The organism is Pseudomonas parafulva, assembly GCF_002021815.1.
Taxonomy (GTDB): Bacteria; Pseudomonadota; Gammaproteobacteria; order Pseudomonadales; family Pseudomonadaceae; genus Aquipseudomonas; species Aquipseudomonas parafulva_B.
This window is the reverse complement of the sequence record NZ_CP019952.1, coordinates 3,971,572-3,992,520: the sequence shown is the minus strand read 5'-3', so window position 1 is coordinate 3,992,520 and position 20,949 is coordinate 3,971,572. Positions and strand designations below refer to the sequence as shown.

The 20,949-nt window shown below is 54.7% G+C and carries 18 protein-coding genes and 1 tRNA gene; 13 read left to right on the top strand and 6 right to left on the bottom strand.

Annotation, left to right across the window (positions count from 1 at the left end; genetic code table 11):
* Positions 1–40: 40 nt before the first annotated feature.
* The 10 genes from B2J77_RS17890 (at position 41) to B2J77_RS17845 (ending at position 9,183) form a co-directional block, all read left to right on the top strand.
* A complete protein-coding gene (locus B2J77_RS17890; protein ID WP_058638634.1) occupies positions 41–451 on the top strand; it encodes a pilin in 411 nt (136 codons plus the stop codon).
* A gap of 70 nt (positions 452–521) precedes the next feature.
* Positions 522–597 (top strand) — tRNA-Thr (locus B2J77_RS17885).
* Positions 598–757: 160 nt separating this feature from the next.
* Entirely contained in the window at positions 758–2,053 is a 1,296-nt protein-coding gene (locus B2J77_RS17880) for a tyrosine-type recombinase/integrase (protein WP_078479139.1), read from the top strand.
* 288 nt (positions 2,054–2,341) lie between these two features.
* A complete protein-coding gene (locus B2J77_RS17875; protein ID WP_078479138.1) occupies positions 2,342–3,298 on the top strand; it encodes a hypothetical protein in 957 nt (318 codons plus the stop codon).
* 46 nt (positions 3,299–3,344) lie between these two features.
* Entirely contained in the window at positions 3,345–3,614 is a 270-nt protein-coding gene (locus tag B2J77_RS17870; RefSeq protein ID WP_371316857.1) for a helix-turn-helix transcriptional regulator, read from the top strand.
* The gene (locus tag B2J77_RS17865) at positions 3,611–4,204 is read left to right on the top strand and encodes a hypothetical protein (RefSeq protein WP_078479137.1); all 594 of its coding nucleotides are present in this window, start codon (positions 3,611–3,613) and stop codon (positions 4,202–4,204) included. The genes B2J77_RS17870 and B2J77_RS17865 overlap by 4 nt, the downstream gene beginning before the upstream one ends.
* Positions 4,205–4,756: 552 nt before the next feature.
* The gene (locus tag B2J77_RS17860) at positions 4,757–5,038 is read left to right on the top strand and encodes a hypothetical protein (protein ID WP_228385151.1); all 282 of its coding nucleotides are present in this window, start codon (positions 4,757–4,759) and stop codon (positions 5,036–5,038) included.
* Positions 5,035–5,319: a DUF3077 domain-containing protein gene (locus B2J77_RS17855; RefSeq protein WP_078479136.1), complete on the top strand. Its 285-nt coding sequence runs from the start codon at positions 5,035–5,037 to the stop codon at positions 5,317–5,319. Before B2J77_RS17860 ends, B2J77_RS17855 begins: the two co-directional genes overlap by 4 nt.
* A complete protein-coding gene (locus B2J77_RS17850) occupies positions 5,316–8,216 on the top strand; it encodes a DUF927 domain-containing protein (protein WP_078479135.1) in 2,901 nt (966 codons plus the stop codon). The genes B2J77_RS17855 and B2J77_RS17850 overlap by 4 nt, the downstream gene beginning before the upstream one ends.
* 88 nt (positions 8,217–8,304) lie before the next feature.
* Positions 8,305–9,183 (top strand): hypothetical protein, encoded by an 879-nt coding sequence (locus B2J77_RS17845; protein WP_078479134.1) that lies wholly within the window; start codon positions 8,305–8,307, stop codon positions 9,181–9,183.
* A 138-nt stretch (positions 9,184–9,321) separates the two neighbouring features.
* Here B2J77_RS17845 and B2J77_RS17840 read toward each other — a convergent pair whose 3' ends face one another.
* The 4 genes from B2J77_RS17840 to B2J77_RS21415 all read right to left on the bottom strand — a co-directional run bounded on the left by B2J77_RS17840 (position 9,322) and on the right by B2J77_RS21415 (position 14,236).
* Positions 9,322–11,706: a DUF4238 domain-containing protein gene (locus tag B2J77_RS17840; RefSeq protein ID WP_078479133.1), complete on the bottom strand. Its 2,385-nt coding sequence runs from the start codon at positions 11,704–11,706 to the stop codon at positions 9,322–9,324.
* Positions 11,707–12,220: 514 nt separating this feature from the next.
* On the bottom strand, positions 12,221–12,961 hold the full coding sequence (locus B2J77_RS17835) for a hypothetical protein (protein WP_078479132.1): 741 nt from the start codon (positions 12,959–12,961) through the stop codon (positions 12,221–12,223).
* A gap of 78 nt (positions 12,962–13,039) precedes the next feature.
* Complete coding sequence (locus B2J77_RS17830) at positions 13,040–13,267, bottom strand: hypothetical protein (RefSeq protein WP_070576391.1); 228 nt, start codon at positions 13,265–13,267, stop codon at positions 13,040–13,042.
* Positions 13,268–13,717: 450 nt separating this feature from the next.
* Positions 13,718–14,236, bottom strand: a complete 519-nt coding sequence (locus tag B2J77_RS21415; RefSeq protein WP_139146879.1) for a helix-turn-helix domain-containing protein — start codon at positions 14,234–14,236, stop codon at positions 13,718–13,720.
* Positions 14,237–14,543: 307 nt separating this feature from the next.
* Between B2J77_RS21415 and B2J77_RS17825 the strand changes: the two genes are divergently transcribed.
* Together B2J77_RS17825 and B2J77_RS17820 are read left to right on the top strand one after the other, a co-directional pair.
* Complete coding sequence (locus B2J77_RS17825; protein ID WP_153302519.1) at positions 14,544–15,014, top strand: hypothetical protein; 471 nt, start codon at positions 14,544–14,546, stop codon at positions 15,012–15,014.
* Between the two features lie 690 nt (positions 15,015–15,704).
* A complete protein-coding gene (locus tag B2J77_RS17820; RefSeq protein ID WP_228385150.1) occupies positions 15,705–16,409 on the top strand; it encodes an AbiV family abortive infection protein in 705 nt (234 codons plus the stop codon).
* Positions 16,410–16,715: 306 nt separating this feature from the next.
* Here the strand turns inward: B2J77_RS17820 and B2J77_RS17815 are convergent, their stop codons facing one another.
* Positions 16,716–17,921: a PD-(D/E)XK nuclease family protein gene (locus B2J77_RS17815; protein WP_078479130.1), complete on the bottom strand. Its 1,206-nt coding sequence runs from the start codon at positions 17,919–17,921 to the stop codon at positions 16,716–16,718.
* Between the two features lie 506 nt (positions 17,922–18,427).
* Between B2J77_RS17815 and B2J77_RS17810 the strand changes: the two genes are divergently transcribed.
* The gene (locus B2J77_RS17810; RefSeq protein ID WP_078479129.1) at positions 18,428–18,949 is read left to right on the top strand and encodes an AAA family ATPase; all 522 of its coding nucleotides are present in this window, start codon (positions 18,428–18,430) and stop codon (positions 18,947–18,949) included.
* A 27-nt stretch (positions 18,950–18,976) separates the two neighbouring features.
* Here the strand turns inward: B2J77_RS17810 and B2J77_RS17805 are convergent, their stop codons facing one another.
* The gene (locus B2J77_RS17805) at positions 18,977–20,932 is read right to left on the bottom strand and encodes an ATP-binding protein (protein ID WP_078479128.1); all 1,956 of its coding nucleotides are present in this window, start codon (positions 20,930–20,932) and stop codon (positions 18,977–18,979) included.
* Between the last annotated feature and the right edge of the window lie 17 nt (positions 20,933–20,949).

Below are 20,949 nucleotides of genomic sequence, written 5' to 3'. Positions count from 1 at the left end.
CTGACCTCACTGAGTCTGCGTATCGAAAAGGAAATTGTTCATGAAAGGGCAACGCGGCATCACCCTGATCGAACTGATGATCGTCGTCGCGATCATCGGCATTCTGGCGACCATCGCCTTACCGATGTACACCAACCACCAAGCCCGCTCCAAGGCCGCCGCCGGCCTGCTGGAGATCAGCGCCCTGAAAACCGCAATGGACCTGCGCTTGAACGAAGGCCGCGACGTCACCGACGTCGCCAGCCTCGGCGGCCAGCCCAGCACCGCCCATTGCGCAATCACCGCCACCGGCAAGGCCAGCGACGCCAGTGGCCGCATCGTCTGCACCCTGGTCGACGCCCCCGCGACCGTGCTGGGCAAGGCCCTGACCCTGACCCGCTCAGCCACCGGTTGGGCCTGCACTACCGACATCGAAACCGACCTCGCCCCCAACGGCTGCGCCGCGCCGTAAGGGTGACGCAATAAACGAATGGAAACAGAGGTTTGCGTAACGGGTGCAGCAGTGGTACGTTGCGCTACACGCCGGTGTAGCTCAGTCGGTAGAGCAGCGCACTCGTAACGCGAAGGTCGCAGGTTCGATTCCTGTCTCCGGCACCAGAGACCAGTTTCCAGAAGTCTATGACTGTCTACGAAACCCCCGCAAAGCCCGCCTAGAGCGGGCTTTGTTGTTTCTGTCTGTCTCGTTTTGTCTCTGGGCATCTACGCGATTTAGGGATATGGTTAGGGATATCTCGGTTCGACAAGGAAACGTATCCCTATGGCGCGCACAGTGGTGCCTCTCACCGATCCCAAATGTGATGCGGCCAAGCCTCGGGAGAAGGATTACAAGCTGTTCGATGGCAAAGGCCTCTACCTGCTGGTGAAGCCGTCAGGGGTCAAGACCTGGCGTATGAAGTACACCAAACCTGATGGCCGAGATGGTTTAGCAACGTTTGGCAACTATCCGGCGCTCGGCTTGAAAGCGGCTAGGGAGCGACGCGCTCAGGCGCTTGAACTCCTTGCTGCAGGGAAAGACCCCATCGAGCAGGCGCGCTTGGACAAACAGGAAGCGGCTAACGCCCGGGCGAATACATTCCGTTTGCTTGCTCAGGAATGGCACGCGGCCTGCGCTCGTAAGTGGACACCTGGTCATGCTGCCACCGTATGGCGACGGATCGAATCATACCTGTTGCCCACCCTCGGTAATCGTCCGGTCGCGGAGCTGAAAACACGGGATCTGCTCGTCCCGCTGAAAGCGGCAGAAAAGCGGGATACCTTAGATACGGCTGCACGCCTACGTCAGTACATGACGGGCATCCTCCGCATGGCAGTTCAGCATGGGCACCTGGACTTCAATCCTGCGATCGATCTGCAAGGCGCCACTGCTACTCGCAAAACAGCACATCGGCCTGCTCTGCCATTTGATCGGTTACCTGAGCTTCTGCAGCGGATAGATGCCGACAGCGGGCGCGGCCTGACCAAGCTCGCGGTGCAGCTGACCTTGCTGGTGTTCATCCGCTCCAGTGAGCTTCGGTTCGCTCGCTGGGGAGAGATCGACATGGGGAGGTTGATGTGGGAAATCCCTGGTGAGCGAGCTCCTATCGAGGGAGTAAAGAACTCCCATCGCGGTTCGAAGATGAGCACACCACACTTGGTTCCGCTCAGTCGTCAATCAGTTAGTGTCTTAGAGCGAATCCGTGATCTCACCGGCCGATTCGATTTGGTATTTGCAGGTGATCACCATCACTGGAAACCCATGAGCGAAAACACCGTCAACAAGGCCCTTCGACGCATGGGCTATGACACGAAGTCAGAAGTGTGCGGCCACGGTTTTAGGACAATGGCTTGTTCAGCACTGGTTGAGTCGGGGCTGTGGAGTAAAGACGCCGTCGAGCGACAGATGAGCCATCAGGAGCGAAACACAGTGCGCGCAGCGTATATCCACAAAGCAGAACACATTCAGGAGCGAAGGCTCATGGTGCAGTGGTGGGCAGATTATTTGGACGCCAATCGAGTGGAAGCGATCACCCCGTACGACTTTGCCCACCGAGATGCTGTAGCGAGCGAAATTTGAGACTTCAAGAAACGCATGAGGCATCGAGAGCCCGCGATGCGTTACGGTCGACAATTCTCGTGGATCGTAGCCACCAATTGGGGTGTTTCATGTGTAACCCGTGTTTCGAGGCTGGTGGAACGTTGAAAATCCTAGCCTTCGGACGGGTAACACATCGCTGGCCCACGCAGACAAGCAGGTGTATCAACGCAATATGGTGTTTCGCACTACTGTTGCCTATCGTCCCTGTCGGCATCTCAGCGATCATCTGTGGCGCAGGCTCATTTTTCGATCAAGGGGGCGTGGGGTGTGAACTGGTCCCAAAATGAGGTGGAGCAATTCACGTTCGAGCTTGCGAATACTGACATCAGTAGCCTGCTCGATGAGATCCAGGTGATGGAGGATGCTGTAGCGGAAGCTGCACTTTTCCCTGAGTTTCGTGAGCACTTTCGCCATGCATTCGATGTGATAAACGAGGCAGCTTCATATTGGCTCGAGGAAGGCTTGGGGTATTCCAGTCAAGCAAGGCGGGTAATCAATGAGACGTTCAGACAGCGAGATCTCATTTACGAGCGATTGTGCTTTGCCCAGTCATTTTCGCTGCCGGATGTAGTGCGTGAGGTGCTAGGTCAAGTTGAAGCTATTCCTAGCTCTCGAATGGCGGCGAGCTACGCTTTCGCGCAAGCGCTGGACGCTGTTCAGATGCTGGCTGATTGGCTGGGGAATGTTGAGCTCAATGTGTACGACATCAACCCTGACTTAACCGAATCCCTAAGGCTGAATGATCCCGATTTTTTTCAAACCATGGTTGAGCGCCAACGTCGTACTCAACCGGGCAGGGAAGCAGAGGTGAGAGAGACCTTTGCCCAGTGGGTGGTTGAATCGGAAAAGGTTTTGATGCTTGCTGACCTTCATCGCCAGTCTGAAGTCGCGTTGAGCTCTGGGACGCTTCAGCCAGGTAGTTTTTTTCCGGCGATGATCGACAAAATCTACACCGTGAAAAGCTCCGAGCGGGCTCGCTTGGCTGGCAAGGGGAACAGTCGGCCAGGTACCGCTACTCAAGATGGAAAGGCGAAGAAGCGGGAGCTCACCCGGGCCGCCGTTGAGCGTATCAAGAAGTCCTATCCTGAAATTGAACCTAAGGCACTGCTGTCTAGGCTGGTCGGTGTAGAGGGAATCGGAACACGGGACACGATTAGGGAAAATCTCAGAGAGCTGGGAGAGTACGGCCCTAGGAAAAAAAGAAAAACGAGCGGACCGTGTTGATTCGTTTTTGAGTTTTTAGTCTGTGCCTGTCTCTGAAGATATAGGCATGACTATGACCACTTTCTCCGCAGCAACCTCCCTCCATTCTGGGCGCGACCCACAGACCACTCTGATACGCATCACTGAAGTGATGGCCATCGTAGGGTTGGCCCGTCCCACGATCTACAAGCTGATGCAGCAGGCCGAGAGTGGCTTCCCGCTGCCCGTGAAGCTGAGCAACAGCACCGCCCGGGGCGCTCCGGTAGCCTGGGTTCTTTCCGAGGTTCAAGCATGGACGCGTAGCCGCATTCAGGCTCGTGATCGGGTGGCAGCATGAGCGTGCGCCGCTATCACTTCACTGGCCCATATCATGATCCATATGGCGCAGCCTTCTGCCTCTACAAACCAGGGGAAATCAACTGGCGCCATCGGATCATTGCTGGCGTCAGTTGGAATGGTCAAACCCAGGAAGCGTTCTTCTTCAACCCTGATGGGCTGACCATCCCGCTCCGTGTGAATCCATGGGAAATGCCCGCCTTCATGCGGAAGCATGGGATCCGTCGCGAGTTCTCCACCATCGTGGGGGAAGGGCCGTTCGCAATGGACAAACAGCGGCGCTTGAGCCTCACAGCAAGTCAACTGGCTGAATGGGTAACCTACTGGTTCACCGATGAGAGCTATCCCTATTCGAATGATGCAGAGGTTTGGGACGGCTGGGTAGCGAACGATCTGGAGGAAGAGCGGGCCACCAGCGAACAGAGTCATGCATTTGGACGAGACCAGACAGACCTGGATACCTTCGTGGATGAGTGCGTTGCAAAGCGTGAAGAGTGGCTCACTGAGGAGTACCGCCGACGGTGCAGGGAAGACGCGAGGATCTGTGCCTGGCTGAAAGGCGAACCGCACCCGCTGATATCCGGCAACTGACAGCACCGGCCCGCACTGCTTAAACGAAAACGCCCCCGGCGGCTACCGAGGGCGTTGAGGTAATTCTTCATGCCTGCTCAATCTAATCCACCATCTGCGCTTGTGCAAGTAAGCGCACCTGTTGCGCTTTTGCTCGCTCACGATTACTCTGTGAGAGTCGCTGCAAATTCAGTGACCGACCTTGGCCGGTCGAACAACTCAAGGCGCACAAGCGCCCACCATACGATTGCAGGCGCTTTTTTTGTGCCCGCAGTTTCGTGTTATGGCGGCTGTGCGTGGGACACCTTCGGGTGTGCCGGGTGCCTTGAGTCCCGGTCGGCCAACCCGCGTACAGCCGTCACCATTCCTTGCTTGGCCGCAAGCGGTGATGGCTCCTCAACTCAAGGAGCAACACCCAATGCACGCCCTCCGTCCGTCCAAAATTCGCGCCGCTGCCCATCGGGCATTGGCTCTCGCCGCTCTTCACGCCGACTCCAGCCTTCGTACTCGCCTTGCCCGTTACAACGACCACATGGCCAAAGCCCGCGCCCTGGAAAATACAGGGGGTGCGCAATGAGCACGTCTCTGACCATGGCCCTTCCCGAAGACATCCTCGCTGTTCCTAAACAGACCGATGTCGGTATTCCAGTCGATGCCATCACTTGCGCAGTAGAGCGTGCGAACGCTGTTCTGCTGCTGCTAGAAGATCAGTTCGAATGTGACGCCCCTCGCTTGGCGAACCGTGTGATCGCCGCTGCCCTGTGGGACGTACGCGGGACGCTGGGGCTGATTCGCACGCTGGTGATTCATGCTGAAGAATCAAGCCGTCGCTCGGTATCTGGAGGTGCGCAATGAAGACCTCCTTGGAGATCAGCACCGCTGGCGGCGCCACCTTTGCCAATTGCAACTCGCAGGGTTCACCGCTGTTCCGTGTTAATGCCGGCATTTCTTGTGAGGAAGCGCTTGAGCAAGCCTCGCTTCTGATGGACTGCATCAATAAGCTCACTCTGCGGGGCGGGATGGAAAATGAGAATGGTACGGTAGTTTGGGCTGCTCATTACCTCGGGGAAATGGCTAAAGCCCTCATCGATGACGTCGCCACAGGGCTTCAAGTTGCCCAAGGCGGTGGCGCATGAGCGGAACCAAAGTCAACAGCCGTCGCCCCACCTTTGCGCAGGTCAAAGCTGAGGCGCTGTGTCAGATTGATCGGGTGCTCTCCCACTGGCTGCCGAACGGGAAGCGTGTAGACGGTGGCAAGGAATACACCGCACCAAACCCTACACGAAATGACAAGCACGCCGGCTCTCTGAAGATCAGCCTGTCCAAGGGCACGTGGGCTGACTTTGCAACGGGTGACAAAGGCGGCGATCTGATCGACCTAGTGCGCTATCTCGAAAGCTCGTCTGACGTTGATGCATGCCAGAAGCTGGTCGAGTTTCTGCGTATTGATCCTCGTACCGCGATCCCGGCTCAGCCGGTTAAAAAGCCAGTAACTGCTGAATGGCAGGCGGTATTACCGATCCCCGCTGAGGCGATGACCAAATGCCCAAGCAAGCACCGACAGCATGGGGCTCCGTCGAAAGTTTGGTGTTACCGCAATGGCCAAGGCGAGCCCTTGATGGTTCTCTATCGATTCGATGTCGCCGGTAGTTCAGAAGAACCCGCCAAGAAGGTATTTGCGCCGCTCACGTGGTGCATGCGTGGCGCGCAGGGTCCGGCTCAGTGGCGCTGGCAGGGGCTAGCTGACCCACGACCATTGTTACGCCTGGACGAGCTGGATAAGAAGCCAGACGCTCCAGTGATTCTGTGCGAGGGCGAGAAGGCCGCTGATGCAGCGCAGGTGCTTCTGCCCAGTCACGTGGCCACCTGCTGGCCAAACGGCTCTAACTCTTGGCGCAAGGCGGACTTCACCCCGTTGCAGGGACGTGAGGTGCTCTTGTGGCCCGATAACGACGACAGCGGCGCCAAGTGTATGCAGGCGATAGCCACCAAGCTGGCGGAAATTGGTTGTGCAGTTCAAACCATCGAGCTAGCGGTGTTCAAGCGCAAGCCTGTGCTCAAGGGCGAAACACCGAGCTTTACCAAAGGTGGACGATGGGGTGATGGTGATGACGCCGCCGACGCACTGGAGAAAGGCTGGACTGCTGCGCATTTCGCATTGCTGGCTGGCACCGGTGAGCTGTTCGTCGGCTCGAACCGGAGCGCTCAAGCGGTTGAGGATTTGGTTGATGCGAAGCCAAGCAAAGCGGAGAAACTGAAGTCTCGCCAGAGTCGGGATCTACTCCCGACAGGCTTCCGCCTGTCGGAAGAAGGTGTCTTCTATGCCACTGAAGATGGTGAGGCACGTCCTGTATGTTCGCCCCTTGAGATTCTCGCGCGCACCCGCGACGAGAAGGGTCACAACTGGGGGCTGCTTGTCGAGTTCGATGATCCCGACGGTGAAAAGAAGCGTTGGAACATTCCGGCGCGAACTATGACCGGCGATTTCGGCAAAGACGTGTTGGGTCCACTGGTCGACATGGGGCTGCGCCTGGCCGGCTCTAGGTCAGGCAGGCATGCGCGTAACGACCTGCAGAGCTATCTACAGGGTTTTGATAGTTCGCAGCGCGCACGACTGGTTACCCGTTTGGGCTGGCACAACAACGCATTCCTGCTGCCTGATCGTCAAATTGGTCAGCATGGAGAGCATCTGCATTTCTATGACGCTGGAGCCCAGCTCCCGCCAATCAACGAGGCGGGCACACTAGAGCAGTGGCAGAGCCAGATAGGCGCTCTCTGTGTCGGTAATCATCGCTTGGCGTTTGTTGTTAGCACGGCCTTTGCCGGCCCCTTGCTCCATCTGTTGGGACATGAGTCCGGCGGTTTCCACCTTTACGGTGACAGTTCCGGCGGGAAGACCACGCACTTGCAAGTGGCCGCCTCAGTATACGGCGGACCACGATTGGTACGGTCTTGGCGGTCCACCGACAACGCATTGGAGTCAATCGCTGCGGCGCACTCTGATGGACTTCTAATCTTGGATGAAATCGGCATGTGCGACGCTCGCATTATCGGCGAGACCGTCTACATGCTCGGCAACGGCACCGGCAAAGCCCGGGCGAATGATCGAGGGCAAGCAGGCCGTACCGTACAAGAATGGCGACTGCTGTTTCTTTCGACCGGTGAGAAGACGCTGGCGCAGCACATGGCCGAAGCCAACAAAGAGCTCAAGGCTGGTATGGAGGTTCGCATGCTGGCGGTACCGGCGAACGCCAGCAAAGGGTTAGGAATGTTCGACACCCTGTGTGGATTCGATGATGCCGCAGCTCTCTCAGATGCGCTCAAGCTGCGGGTGAGCAAGTTTTACGGTACGCCGATCACAGCATTTCTGGAGGCCCTGTGCGCTCCCGGCAAGCTTCCCGGTCTGGTGAGCATCATGCGCCGTACTGTAGAGCAGTTCATCGCACAGAACCTCCCGGCGTCAGCAAGTGGGCAGGTCCAGCGTGCTGCTCTGCGCTTCGGCCTCGCAGGGGCTGCGGGCGAGCTCGCCACTGCCTTGGGCGTGACTGGCTGGCCAGATGGCGCTGCGCTCACGGCAACTCGTGTTTGCTTGCACGCCTGGCTGGCGGAGCGGGGCGGTGCTGGGAACATGGAGGGGGAAGCCATCATGGCGCGCCTGCGCCAAGTCATTGAGCGCTTCGGTGAGAGCCGGTTCACGCGGTGGGAGTCCATCGCCGCGAAGATCGATGAGCACGGCCCACGCACGATCGACCGTTTGGGCTTCCGCAAAACCATGGAGCATGGCATGGGTGACACCATGCATACGACCATTACCTACTACGTGCTTCCGGAGGCGTGGCGTTCTGAGGTGTTCCGAGGAATGAACATCACGGCCGTTAACCGCGAGTTGATAGAGCGAGGGATTTTACAGAGTGGTAAGGACGGAAAAGCGTCCAGCACGGTGAGGCTGCCTGGCATGGGAATGCAGCGCTGCTATGTAGTGCTGAGTGAGCCTAGCACCGAGGCCCCGCTGGCTGAGGCGACGGCTGCCTAAACGCAGCTCTTGCACATGAGGCATACGCCGGCGTGTCCGGCCTCGCCAGCCGCTCTACCCATAACCTCAACTCTAGGATGACTGATCAATGAAAAGCCTTGAACAACTGAACACTGAACGCAACCAATATCTTGAGGATCTCAAAGAGCTGGAGCAGCAAATCACCCAATGGGAGGCGCATCTGGCTAACCCTGGTTTTGCCGAAGCGCAGACCGGCCAGAGTCTTCAGGCATCTATCCGAGAGACGAGATCGAAAGTTGATAACATCGAATACAAAATTTCCGTAATCGATCAGGACATTGCATGGTTTAACCGTAAAGCTAATTCATCCGAACTGATGGCTGAATATAAAGAGACCATGAAAAACTGGGCAACTGACAAAGCTGATCTTGAGGGCAAGCGTAAGGTGCTAAGTACTCGGTTGGCTGAAACCAAGGACGAGTCCGAGAGAGTGATTGCCGAAGCTCGTCAGGCTGAGGAGGAGGCCGCTCGGGCCTATGCCCAATCGGTTGCCTGGAGCGACGTTGAGGGTGAGAAAAAGGCCGCTGAAGCTGCGCAGAAGGCGGCAACGAATTTGAGCTCGGCGATGGAAAATCAGCGTCGCCAAAGTTTGATTATAGCTGCGATGGATCAAGAAATTGAAACTATTGATGCGCACATCGAAGAAGCTGTTCAAGAAATACTAAAGGCAGAACGCGCAGCGGTTGTAGTGGCCCTTGAGCGTTTGGAAGAACAGTGGGATGAGTCGGTAAAAGAACTTCTAAATCTGGGATCCAAGCTGTATGCGGCGAAGCGTTACATGGGGCGTGAAGGAATGGCATTTCATCGGTTCCACGTGAGTAGCCAACTCGAAAGCTTCACGCACTGGGGGGAAGGGGATTTGATAACGATGAGCTATAAATATTCTGCTGAGCAGATTATTGATATTGAACTTCCGGATTTAGATGAGGTGAACAAAGCTGCGTGATTAAACCAAAGCGCATCATGTGTACTTCATTTCGTGATGCGCTTGGTGTCAAAAGACTGACGAGAGGTCTCTGCTGCGAGTGACTAATGCTTTCCCCCTAAAGATCAACTATGTATGGTAGAAAAGTTGCCTGCGAAGCTAAGGTTGGTCTGGTATGCCAATGCCATAGATAGACCTCACTTGATTGTCGTACCGTGGGCAATTGGATCTCGCTAGGAGTCTTTGGACGTTAGTGTCATAGAGCCCGCCTTCAGGGCTTAATATATTCAGTGCGCAATGATTGTTATGGTTGGTTGTGTCTTTTATTTGATCCAAAAAAGCTGTTGTTTGGTCGGAAATAGACTTGATTTTTTCTGCATTTCGATCGTTCGACAAAATCATGCTGTCGGTCGTTCTCATTAGTTGCCTAAGTGTGGCGAATGGTCCTTGTGACTTTTGAAGGTTTTCGAGGAGTTGGTAGTCAAGTGGGGTCGAATGTATTTGCTGAAGGGCACTATGCCACGGATAGTTAACGATTCCCTGATTCGTGTGCTGCGCTTTTAATAACTCTTGCCATCTCGAACCACTGTCAGTTATTAGTACTGAGCCGGTAGCTTGTGCTGTTAATAACGAAAGTTCGTAATTTGGAGCCATTTTGAATTGGAGGAACTGACCCTCCTGGCCGGACTCGAAACGTTGTAGCATCATGAGTGGCGAGGATTCTGTCTGGCTTTCTAAATCAGAAAGCGCTCGTTTTGCATCTTCTTCGGTTAGCCCAAATTGTTGAGTCAGTGCTTTTACTTTCACGGTTTGCGGCATCATTGCTATTGTATTCAGTAGGTCCTCGGTTGCCAATTCAAAACAGCGCTTCCTATCTAGTTTGCATATATTTCTTGTTGGAGATCGCGCGGCAGCAATTCCCATGGCGGCCTCCATTAAGTCAGCATCGAATTCCATCAAGCTGGGAATCAGGTTTACAAGGTTAAGTCCAATAAATGGTTCTATTTCTAGCATGAATAAAAAGTCTTTCAAAGCTTGGTATTTGAACTTGGAAGGTGACTTTACAGGGCTGAACTCTGGCTTGACATTGTTTGGGTTCTGTATTGGTGATTCTATCAGGTAGTCGTCAAATAAGGATGCCATAGGCAGGGCGCGTAGGCTAATTGTTCGAGGGTCTATAATTCCAGTGTATAATGCTCTTAACTTTCCGTCTGGCTTGGGTAGCAGTGAGTATATGTCGGTGTCACGTGGCCACAAGGCTGAATAAAAGCCATAAATTTCTGAAACTTGATTGTCTGCTAATTCGCGCCTGACGTCAGTCCAGGTTTTGCCATTGTCTAGGCCGAGTACGCTCCGGATACAGTTGCAGAGAGCAAGGTTTCGCTCTCGAATGCTTGCTGAATCCCAGCTTGTTCGCATATCGGCAGGGATATTGCGGCAGCAGATTTTATATTTCTTTCCGCTGCCACAGCCGCAGTAATCATTGCGGCCTATTTGAGATTCGTCAGTGCTCTTACGTAAGAATTTGTTCGGCGGATCTGCACGGCCGAATGCATCCTGATAATGAACGGAACCATTGTCAAATTGGGCGTATATTTCTCCACCGAATCCAAGAGTTTGATTGGGGGGTGGTAGCAGTACGTGCTTTAACTCTGCCCAGTCAAAAGCAGCGTGGCTTTCAGGGTAAAGCCATTCCTCTCTACCAGCGGCAACGCAAGAGTGTGATCTGCTTTTAATGATGTAGTTTATTTTAGTCACTTCTTCTGATGTAAGCTTGCGGCAGTTTATAAAATCAATCGTATTTACCATGCTATAGCGTACCCGTTTCGCATTAGTTCGCTGCGAAAGCGGGTTGACATTGTCGGGGTCTTTGGCGTACTCAAGGTTTGTTAAGATCAAGCAACGATTTTTGCTTAGCGGGAATATTGTTTGTGATCCCTTTAGTGCAATATCAGGGTCGTTTGGATATTTGCATAGTTCTGAGTTAGGAGGGCACGCATAGTTGTAGATGGTTACAGGGTGGTCAGATATTAGAAATTTAGTATCTGAGTCTTCAGCGGATACAAGCTCCCTAACGCCCTCGGCCCAAAGTGTGCAGTGTATAGATCGTAATGATTGCATTTCCATCATTAGCTGAATCTGGCTCAACTCTGGATATTTGCTTCTGATCCAGGCCAATCCTTTTGGTGTTCGTAGCTTTTGTGCATCGAGATAGATGAAGAAATCCTGGAAGTGTTTATGCCACTCTCCGTGGTCGTCAGTTAGGAACGCTTTAACAGATTTTGAACCGTTGTCATCAATTGGGCCGAATAGTTTTCTTTCAATGTCATCGTTAATTTCTGTTCCAAAAAAAGTCGAATATAAATCTTTTTCATAAAGCTTTTGAGCGGTTGTGTGCCATTTTTTTGAATGTATTGTGTTTTGCTCTCCGTTTTTCAAGAGTATGTTTCGCTTCGTGAGATAACAGAGTTGTTTGTCACGTGCATCCATAAAACCTTCTTGATACCATTGTGCTACGTAATGATTATCTCTAGTCTTGGTCATTTTGGTTGTCGTCAGATATTGAAGGGTTTATGCGATTCAATTCTTCGAAAGCCTATGAGCCTTCAGTTAAGTATTGTTCCCGAGCCAATAGCAACGTATGCATGGTCATATGGTTTTTACTGATGGTCCGGCGAATCGGGTCGAGTAGATTAGCGATGTTACGATTCGACCCAGGCCAGCACTATATTCATAGCCTAGCAAGTGTCCCAAATTGGCGATCTGATCGTCAGTAACCGATACGATATTGAGCCTTTGGCTATATAGAGTGAAGCCGTGCATCTAAGTTGAACCTGTCGCTTGCTTGGCAACCCTCCCATCATTCTGAAGCTTGAATAACAGCGAGTGATGCAGAGGCAGAATTCTAAATAGGTATTGTGGGCGCTTACTTCGGCGTCAGTCATATCAGTGGGCTCCGAGTTTCTGATTTTGGCGCGAAACAGCGCCCGCTATCTGCTGACTTCGCCCAGGTTTTTAAACAAGGGGCTGAGGGTGCATGTGAAAATTTGCAGCAAAACTATCGAGTATTATTAACGAAACCGAAGCTATAATCGCGAATCATATCTACGGTTTTTTGAGCCCGTTCAGGGATAGGGGTAAACTTCGGTGTCAGCTGCTCGAAATATTTTTTTGTGATATTGATAAAGTGCTCGGGTAGATCAGGGTCTGCCAGGTTCTCGAACATTCCACCTCGCTTGAAATGGCGTTCAAGGTACATCCCGACTCCATGTAGCTTGGACTGCCATGAATAGGGATAAACGTCTTTCATGTCTTCGGTCATTTTTACTGTCGGCTGGATCAAGGCCGTACCATGAGCAAGCACGTTTCTCAAAGTAAATAACACGTTAATTCCTTCCTTTACGTCCTTGTCGACATCGGAGTCAAGCGCGCTTCCGAAGTACGAGATACCAGCTGATTTAACGAGATTGTCCCATCCCCCGGAACTCTCCAGTTCAATTAGAAATTTTTGCAGAAGTCGGGTGGGCGAATCATGTTCAGTGCGGCCTGCGCGCTTTCCCCTTTCTACAGCTTCGTCCAAATCAGCCTTCACCTTCTCTGTGAGAATGGTTCGGACAGTCCCCTCCACAAAGGAAGCATTGAGGATGAGAAGGCCGAAAGCATGCATGTAACTGTAATAGGCATGCGGCTCAACACCATCGGCACTAGCCCTGCGTAAAGTCGATCGATGGGCAAGTGCCATGCTTTCGTAACTGAGTAGCAATGAAGTAGCTGTTTCCCAACCCAGATAATGTGCCATGTTTTGTCCTTACTCATGCTTGAGTCGAAAATTGCGAGCTCGAAAATTTAGCCCAGCGCACGGCTGGGTTTTAGTTTCCTATAAGAACTCGTTATCCTCGCGCGTCTCACAACGTTCTTTTATCATACGCATAGTCTTCTCGGTATCGCTGATAACTTTGCCTAACACATAGCAGGTGAAGGCTTGGCTATTTGTTGCATCGAATCCAGGGACAATAGCTAGAAGACTCCAGCCTTCGGCTAGGCGCTTATTAACGGAGACGGGATCACGCTCCTCAACGACTTCTTCGACATTTTCAAATGACATTCCACCATTCCTCGTATCGAGGCGCCAGGAAACGCGCCTTTACTACGGGCTTAGCCCGCACTTTGGCGGGCTTGCTGGTGCTGGCATCCAGCTCGAAGCTGTAGTTTAGCGAAGCGTAGCCTATCCCTTTGGAAGCTGCCTTCTCGATGAGTTTGCGTTAGTCAGCGCCTGTTTTTCGCTGGGCAATTTAAGGCTAATGCGAGCGCAGTATTTGCCGTCAATCATGGTCCAGCAGTGAGTGGAGCGTTCTTAAGCGCAATGAGCATATTCGCAGTCCTGAATGTGACAGGTCGACCGGATATGACCTTCTGTTCACGTAGTGTAGAGACTCAAATTTCATGCGTTTCCACATTCCGCAGACCATGCCGTGATTGCTTGCAAATGGACGATCGCTAACAACGATGCTAATACGGCTGCGCAATCGCATGCATAGACGATCACTGCTAGAGTTTAAGGCTCTACCTTCGTGACCGAGGTCATGCGTTTTCGGCGGCGCTCATGGCCAGCATTTCGTTCTTCTAGCTCCTGAACCGCATGTGGTTCGAGCAGGTCCCGCAAGAGTGTCAGATCGTAGAGATTGGTTTCACTGCGATCCTTTTCTCGTCGGCGTTCGATGCGCCTCAACAGCCCTCCCGCTTCCATAGCGCGGATACGACGTTGGATCGTTGAAGCTGAGACAGCCATGGCTTGTGCCAAGGTTTCTTTCGAAGGGTGCGGGTGATTTTCGTCCTCCCACCAGTAGCTCAGCAGATGCAAAAGGATGTTCAGATCCAGGGCATCTATTCCCAACGTTCTTTGCCGTCGAATCAAGATGTTGGGAATGCCGGTCCATCCTGCCTTCGTGATTGGGGCCCCCCATTTGGCTTCAATCGAGCGCTTTGTAGGCACCACAACTGCCGGAGTATTTGAAGCTTCAGACACAGCTGATGAATGGCTTGCGTTTGCTGGGGGAGGAGGTGGTGTAGTCATAGACGCCTCGAGGGATCTGGATGGCCTAAGGCTATGAGAGGCAGAGGTGGGAAACAATCGTTTCCTGACTGCCCCTGGGGTGCAGCAGCACCTCCCACGTTATCAAGTATATGTTCTCGTGTTGTTCGACGAGTGAGTCTTCTCGGCTGAATGTTATTCGGTGTTCAGCAGCGCGCTCCACTGGGAGCTTCCCTTGCTCACCAGTGGGGTGCATCAGAGCGCCCCAGTCAAACGACTCACGCCCTTCTATAGCGCCTCTGGCTCGCCTTAAGCTTCCAATATGACGACAAGTGAAGGGGTGCCGCTAGTGGACAGCGATCGAAATTTTAAGACCTTGGTGGGGGTCGTTCTGCAAGCGGAGGCAGTAGGCCGGCCTCGTAACGAACTGCTTTTGGAGCTTGGCGGAACGCCAGAATCCATTATCGCATCTGGAGGAGAAATCTATAGCGGGCTGGACCTCGTCGTAAAGGGCAAAACCGTGGGGAAAATGCACTTTGACCATGGTATCCCGTGCGGTGTGATCGAACGGCTCCCGCAGATACTGAATGCGCCCCGGGCAATCTATCGCTCAGCCAATCAAGCCGTGCAAGGTGGCGGAAGCATCGTTTTGATGACATTTGAGACCCATCGAGGCTATCCGCTGATAGTGCCAGTGCATGCAAGAAAGCAGATTGGACGCGGACGGTTCTACAACGAAGTGGTAAGCATGTATGCGAAGGAAGGGCCTAACCCGGAGGCTAAGTGGAAAGCGGCGGGGCTGCTACTGTGGGAATGCTGAAAAAACAAAGCCCCAAGTGACACGACATTTCAGCTCTAATAGCTTGGTGTGGGACGTCACAATGGGGCTTACACCTCTTATGGTAGGCGATCACACCGTCAACACGCAATAACGCCTTGCGGGTAGCGGGGAAGCTACGGGCAAAGGTCAGCTGTTTCATCCAGCACCACTCACGTAGAACCGAGATTCCCCCAGCAGGTATCGCCTTGTCCACGAGGGCTGCCAGTAAAAGCCCACCTGCTGTGCCTCAGGCCTGCCCGTTAGTCACAAAAATCGATCACCTCGGTTACACCGGTTTTATCGTTACACCACCAAATTACGGTGGCAAAGTCGAGGTGTAACTGATTATTGTCCTTTAAAATCAACTACTTACTGATGAAGTTACACATTTTACACCTGTTACACCGCTTTGCAGAACTGGTTAACTACGAACCCCCATTCCCCTATTCGCTTGTGCCTTCAGCGGTGAAATCGGTCCTCGCCACTCCCGTTTCTAGTCGCCGGGGGGACCCTGAGAGATGGGGCCAGATACGGGGCTGGAAACCCGCGGTTCTTTTTTAGCGGGAGGATCGCCAGCTTAGTGAACTGGTAAACAAGGTGAACCATGGTGAATTGTGCATTTTTCAGCACACTTGGAAGGATCCTTGCGATTGCTGCAATGATATGGGCTGTTGACTGAAGGGGCACCAGATGGCTTCAAGAAAATTGGACGGCTACAAAGAGCGATTGAATTGCTCACAGCTCGCCGCAGGCATGACGGCAGCGCGAGCCAATGCCACCAGACTCGCCAAAGACGCACGCCTTCTTCTGGGGGTAGAGAGCTTTGCTTCTGCGGCTTCACTGGCTGCGCTTTCGATTGAGGAAGCGGGAAAGATATCTATCCTCCGAGGGATGGCACTGGAGCTGGAAGACAGTGCGATCAAGGCAGAATGGAAGCGTTACCGCTCTCATACGTGCAAAAACAGCCACTGGATTTTTCCGGCTTTGGTAGCTGATGGCGCAAGATCGTTGGAAGATTTTCGTCCCCTTCACGACGATGGATCAGACCACCCGTATCTCCTAGACCAGGTGAAGCAGTTAGGCTTTTACACCGATTGTCTTGGGCAAAAAGCGAATTGGTCGATCCCTGACCAGGCGATTGACTCGGAACTGGCTACAAGCCTAGTGGACACAGCAGAGCTTCTTAGCCAGGGTGCGCCTGTGACAGAGCGTGAACTTGAGCTGTGGGTTCTATACCTTGGGCCTGTGTGGAAGAAGGGTATGGAGGCTATGAAAGCGGCGCTTGCAGCCTGGTACCGCGCTATGCAGGAAGAAGGGCTCATTGCGAAAGGCCCCAACAGCATGGCTGCTTTCTTAGCGGGTGGCCTGCACCCGTGTGAAAGCGGCGGAAGCTGAGGTGACTTGAGCTTTAGGGATACGTTTAGGGATACGTTCTCTTCTATGAAAGATATAAGGTCAATATTTACTGGATGTAATAGCATTAATTCGATTCCTGTCTCCGCACCACTTCAGCTTCCAGCTAAGGCTACCAAAATCTCTGGAACCCCCGTAAAAGCCGCTTCAGTGCGCCACGCTGTTCACTCAGAACGGCCTAGCAGCCTATCCCGTCACTCCAGGCATCACACGACCACCGGAGCGGCCTTGCCGGGGCGTCGGACCGGCCCCAACGATCTAACAGGTGTACCAAACTCCGACAGCGACTCAGCTCAATGCACCTTCAAGCTGCAATCCAGACCGATCCACCCCGCCCGATCTGATCAACTCAACCACACGCAGCACCTCCATGACCAACCGCCCAGCATCAGACAAACCCTCCATGCCGCTAGCAACATTGTCCTGATACAGGCAGGAATACCATTTAAACGCATTCCAATTCCTCCACATCAACGATGAAGGCAATGAAAGCGTCTGCTCAGATAACTCACCCTCGCTCGCCATCTTCCCGCCCGTGATCCGCACCACCCCGTAGTGCAGCGCCTCAGACGCAACCTCAATTCTAAGCAGCATGCCATCGACGCCAATGTCGAAAAACTGCCCCACGTGCTTCAATCTCGAAGCCTTGGGATAGAACCATTTGCGGCAGTTCTCCTCGCTGCAGTCATGCCCGGAAAAGCCAGGCGGCGCTGACACCGGTGTGCATTGTGCCGACAACCCATGTCGTACTGCATTGAAGAAGCCAAACAATACCGTCCCCTTCGCGTGGGGCAGTGCCTGGGCAATGGCTTCGGCGGCCTGCAAATTGTCGCCGGCAATGAGAAGTTCGATCAGTGCATGTCGTGTTGCATGCGTCATGGTTTGCCCGGTGATTTTCTGAACCAGATGCTTGTACTGGATTAACGCGTGCTGAAGCGCCGGCGTTGCGCTCGAGATGCTGATGCACTGCTCAAGCCAGCCGAGGATGTGCTCCTGGTAGGACAGTTGGCGGTAGCTCACGCCGCAGTGACTGTTTGCGTGCGCTTGCGTGCCTTTTTTTGTCAGGTACCACAACTGCCACGGCTTGCGTGAGGCCTTGCCAATGTCGTTATACCGCTTGAGTTGCTGTTTGCCGTCAGGGGCGTCGATCTTGTTTTCTATCAGGATGAGGTGGTCCCGCAGGTGGATCACCACGTCGACACGGCCGTAGCCCGCAAAAAACTGCTCTTTATTGACTTTGGCGTCGCTGATGCTGCCTTCGTAGTCGAAGCCCATTGTCGCCAGGAACAGTTCGAGAAAGCATTCACCCTGACCGTGGCGGCCCTTGGGGTTCAAGAGTTCTGCAATCATCGCAGAGTGGGTATTGACTTCGGCCCGCTCGATTCGGGTGATGGAGAAGATATTGAAAAGCTCACCGCTTGCTGCGAGCTTGGCTTCTGTCTCCCTCACCAGGCTGCCTGCCTGATGCAACAACAACAGTTGCGCTTTGTCCATGCTCGTTATTTGTCCAGAATCAGATTCAGCATTGTCCCGTGGTTCGGGTTCGAGTTAGATATCAACGGCGTGCTGTAGCGATCAGAAATTCGCACATCAACCATCACGTTGGATCGTACTCGGGGCCGATGATATAGGCCGCGAGCTACGTATTCATTGATCCAGACGGTCACCGATTCGCGCTTTCCTAGATCAGATGTAATCGGCTTGCCTGCTCTACAGCTAACAGGGCGCGATGCCAGGCCTCTTTCGACGCGATACGCGCTCTCTCGTAACGTCCGCCCCAGCAGGCATCACCGTACTAATCACCTGAAAGTCCAATCTCGCCCCAACACCACCTCACAAAACGCCCCCTCAAGCGTCGTATTGTGATGCACCACAATCTGCTCAGCGCTCAGCGCTCAGCGCTCAGCGCCCAGCGGGCTGCGCGCAATTGGCACGCAGCTTGGAGACTTCTTTACAACCCCGGCCTCCTGTACAAAATGGCGGGTTGAAAAGGAGTCCCCATGAAACGCGTCATGATCGTTGGTCAACCGGGCGCCGGCAAGAGTACGCTGGCTCGCCACCTGGGCGAGCGAACCGGCTTGCCGGTCGTGCATATCGATACCATTCACTGGCTACCCGGCTGGGTCGAGCGCAGCCGAGACGAAAAGACCCGCCTGTGCCATGAAGTGGAGGCGCGCGAACGGTGGATCTTCGAGGGCGGGCATTCGGCGACCTGGGACAACCGTCTTGCCAGGGCCGAAATGCTTATCTGGATTGACCGTTCCCTGACGGTCCGATTGTGGCGTGTGCTGGTCAGAACCCTGACCCAGTTGGGCCGCACACGCCCGGACCTGCCAGGCGACTGCCCCGAATCGCTGCGCAATTTGCCTGGCTTCATCCGGTTCATCTGGTCCACGCGGCATTCTTCACAGGACAAGATCAAGCACCTGATGGCGACGGCGCCTGCGGGGTGCCGGGTCGTGCACCTGCGCTCCAACCGGCAGACGCGTCAGTTTCTGGCGTCGATCGATTCGCAGCCCTGAGGTATGTGACGCTTGTCGGCCATGGCGTTAGCGGCGTTTGGCCTGGTCCAGCAGCAGGGGTGCATCCTGGTCACCGAACATCCCTTCGACGCACGCCTTGAACTGGCCGAGCGTGAAGGGCTTGGGCAGCAAGCGCGAATGTGGTTGCTGCTCGGTAAGGCTGGCCGGCGCCTCGATCAACCCTGAAATGAACAGCACCCGCACTGCCGGCACAAGCGCCCGCACCCCTTGGGCGATGTTGTCTCCCGTCAGGCCGCCGGGCAGGACCAGGTCGGTCACCACAAGCTGCAGGTCTTGGCACTGTTCGATCAGGTGCAGCGCGTCGGCAGGATGGGTGACTTCGATCACCTCGAAACCGAGCTCCTGCAACGCTTCGCCGACCAGTTCCCGGATCGCGCCCTCGTCCTCGATCACCAGTGCACTGCCACGGTTGTCAATACGGGCTGCCAGGGTGGCGTGCGTGATCGGTGTGACGCTGGACGGGGCCGGCTCAAGGTGGACGGGCAACAGCAGACTGACCGTGGTGCCGCTGCCCATGACCGATTCGATCACTGCCGTGCCGCCCGCCTGGCGAGCGAAGTCCCTGACCATCGAAAGCCCCAGACCCGTGCCCGACCCCAGCGGCTTGGTGGTGAAGAACGGTTCGAAGGCCCGCTCGGCAATGCTGGCCGGCATCCCCAGGCCTGTATCGGTGACGCTTACCTGAATGTATTCGCCAGTGCGTAGCCCAAGCTGCTCCAGCTCAGCCGTGCCGCTTGTCACTTTGCTGACCCGCACCTGCAAACGGCCCCCTTGGGGCATGGCGTCACGTGCGTTGATGCACAGATTGAGCAGCGCATTTTCCAGTTGATGGGCGTCGCAGTAGCACAAGGCTGGCGCCGGATATGGGCTGAGCTGAAACTCGATCTTGGGTGTAAGGGTTCTGGCCAGCAGCTCTTTCATGTCGTCCACCAGCAGCACCACATCGACCGTGGTGCTGGCCAGTGGTTGTTGCCTGGCGAAGGTCAGCAGGCGGTGGGTGAGGGTGCTGGCCTTGCGAGTGGCAGCTCTGGCCAACGCCAGGTAACGGCCCAGTTCGTCATGCCGGCCTTGCGCCAGGCGTTGCTCGATCATGTCCTGCGTGCCGGTGATCACGGTCAGCAGGTTGTTGAAGTCATGGGCCAGGCCGCCGGTGAGCTGCCCGAGCGCTTCCATCTTCTGGCTTTGCTGCAATTGCTGGCTGACTTGCTCGAACGCCTGCTGCCGCTCGCGGTACTGGGTGACATCACGTGCCACGGCGAAGTAACGGCCCTCGAACCCGGCAATGCGCCAGTTGAGCAGTAAGGGTTGGCCATCGCTGCGCACGCTCTGGGTGTCGAGCTCGACGATGGGCTTGTGGTTGAGCTCGCGCAACGCGTTCGCCAATTGTGCGGGGGAGATGAAACTGTAGAACGTCCCAGTCTTGAGCTGTTCTTCAGTGAAGCCCGTTTCTACCTGCCACGCCGGGTTCACCGACAACACCTGGCCGTTTTCGGACAACGTGCAGATCAGGTCGGGGGACACGTTCCACAGGCTGTCGCGCTCCCCCGTTCGGTGTTGCACTTGTTGCTCGAGCGTTTCGTTGAGCTGCTCCACGGCGCTCAGGTTACGCCTGAGCGAAGCACACACCACCGCCATGGCGAAAGTCACCACGCCAAAACTCAGGCTGTTGGCCCACGTGGCCCAGTCAGCATCGAAACCCAGCGGCCCGATGAAAAAATACTGGGCGATCAGCACGGCCATGATGCACCCCAGCAGGGACGGACCTGCGCCGAACCAGAACCCGATCAGCATCAGGCCAGGAATGAAAAACAGGTAGGGGAGCGCGGCAGGCGACATCTGCGCGCGCGCCAGGGAGCACGCAGCGATGATCAACGCGGCGCCCACGTAGCGGCTGGCCGTGCTCGGTTCGGCACGTCGCAGGCGTTGCAGGATGGCGGTAATCCTTTCTTTGAACCAGGCCAAGGCTGACTCCGTAACAG

Bases quoted from the DNA above. Each gene is read 5' to 3' on its own strand.
- B2J77_RS17860 (WP_228385151.1), top strand. From the start codon at position 4,757: ATGAGCACGTCTCTGACCATGGCCCTTCCCGAAGACATCCTCGCTGTT.
- B2J77_RS17865 (WP_078479137.1), top strand. From the start codon at position 3,611: ATGAGCGTGCGCCGCTATCACTTCACTGGCCCATATCATGATCCATAT.
- B2J77_RS17890 (WP_058638634.1), top strand. From the start codon at position 41: ATGAAAGGGCAACGCGGCATCACCCTGATCGAACTGATGATCGTCGTC.
- B2J77_RS17820 (WP_228385150.1), top strand. From the start codon at position 15,705: ATGGCTTCAAGAAAATTGGACGGCTACAAAGAGCGATTGAATTGCTCA.
- B2J77_RS17830 (WP_070576391.1), bottom strand. From the start codon at position 13,267: ATGTCATTTGAAAATGTCGAAGAAGTCGTTGAGGAGCGTGATCCCGTC.
- B2J77_RS17870 (WP_371316857.1), top strand. From the start codon at position 3,345: ATGACTATGACCACTTTCTCCGCAGCAACCTCCCTCCATTCTGGGCGC.
- B2J77_RS17810 (WP_078479129.1), top strand. From the start codon at position 18,428: ATGAAACGCGTCATGATCGTTGGTCAACCGGGCGCCGGCAAGAGTACG.
- B2J77_RS17855 (WP_078479136.1), top strand. From the start codon at position 5,035: ATGAAGACCTCCTTGGAGATCAGCACCGCTGGCGGCGCCACCTTTGCC.
- B2J77_RS17845 (WP_078479134.1), top strand. From the start codon at position 8,305: ATGAAAAGCCTTGAACAACTGAACACTGAACGCAACCAATATCTTGAG.
- B2J77_RS17840 (WP_078479133.1), bottom strand. From the start codon at position 11,706: ATGACCAAGACTAGAGATAATCATTACGTAGCACAATGGTATCAAGAA.
- B2J77_RS17880 (WP_078479139.1), top strand. From the start codon at position 758: ATGGCGCGCACAGTGGTGCCTCTCACCGATCCCAAATGTGATGCGGCC.
- B2J77_RS17835 (WP_078479132.1), bottom strand. From the start codon at position 12,961: ATGGCACATTATCTGGGTTGGGAAACAGCTACTTCATTGCTACTCAGT.
- B2J77_RS21415 (WP_139146879.1), bottom strand. From the start codon at position 14,236: ATGACTACACCACCTCCTCCCCCAGCAAACGCAAGCCATTCATCAGCT.
- B2J77_RS17850 (WP_078479135.1), top strand. From the start codon at position 5,316: ATGAGCGGAACCAAAGTCAACAGCCGTCGCCCCACCTTTGCGCAGGTC.
- B2J77_RS17815 (WP_078479130.1), bottom strand. From the start codon at position 17,921: ATGGACAAAGCGCAACTGTTGTTGTTGCATCAGGCAGGCAGCCTGGTG.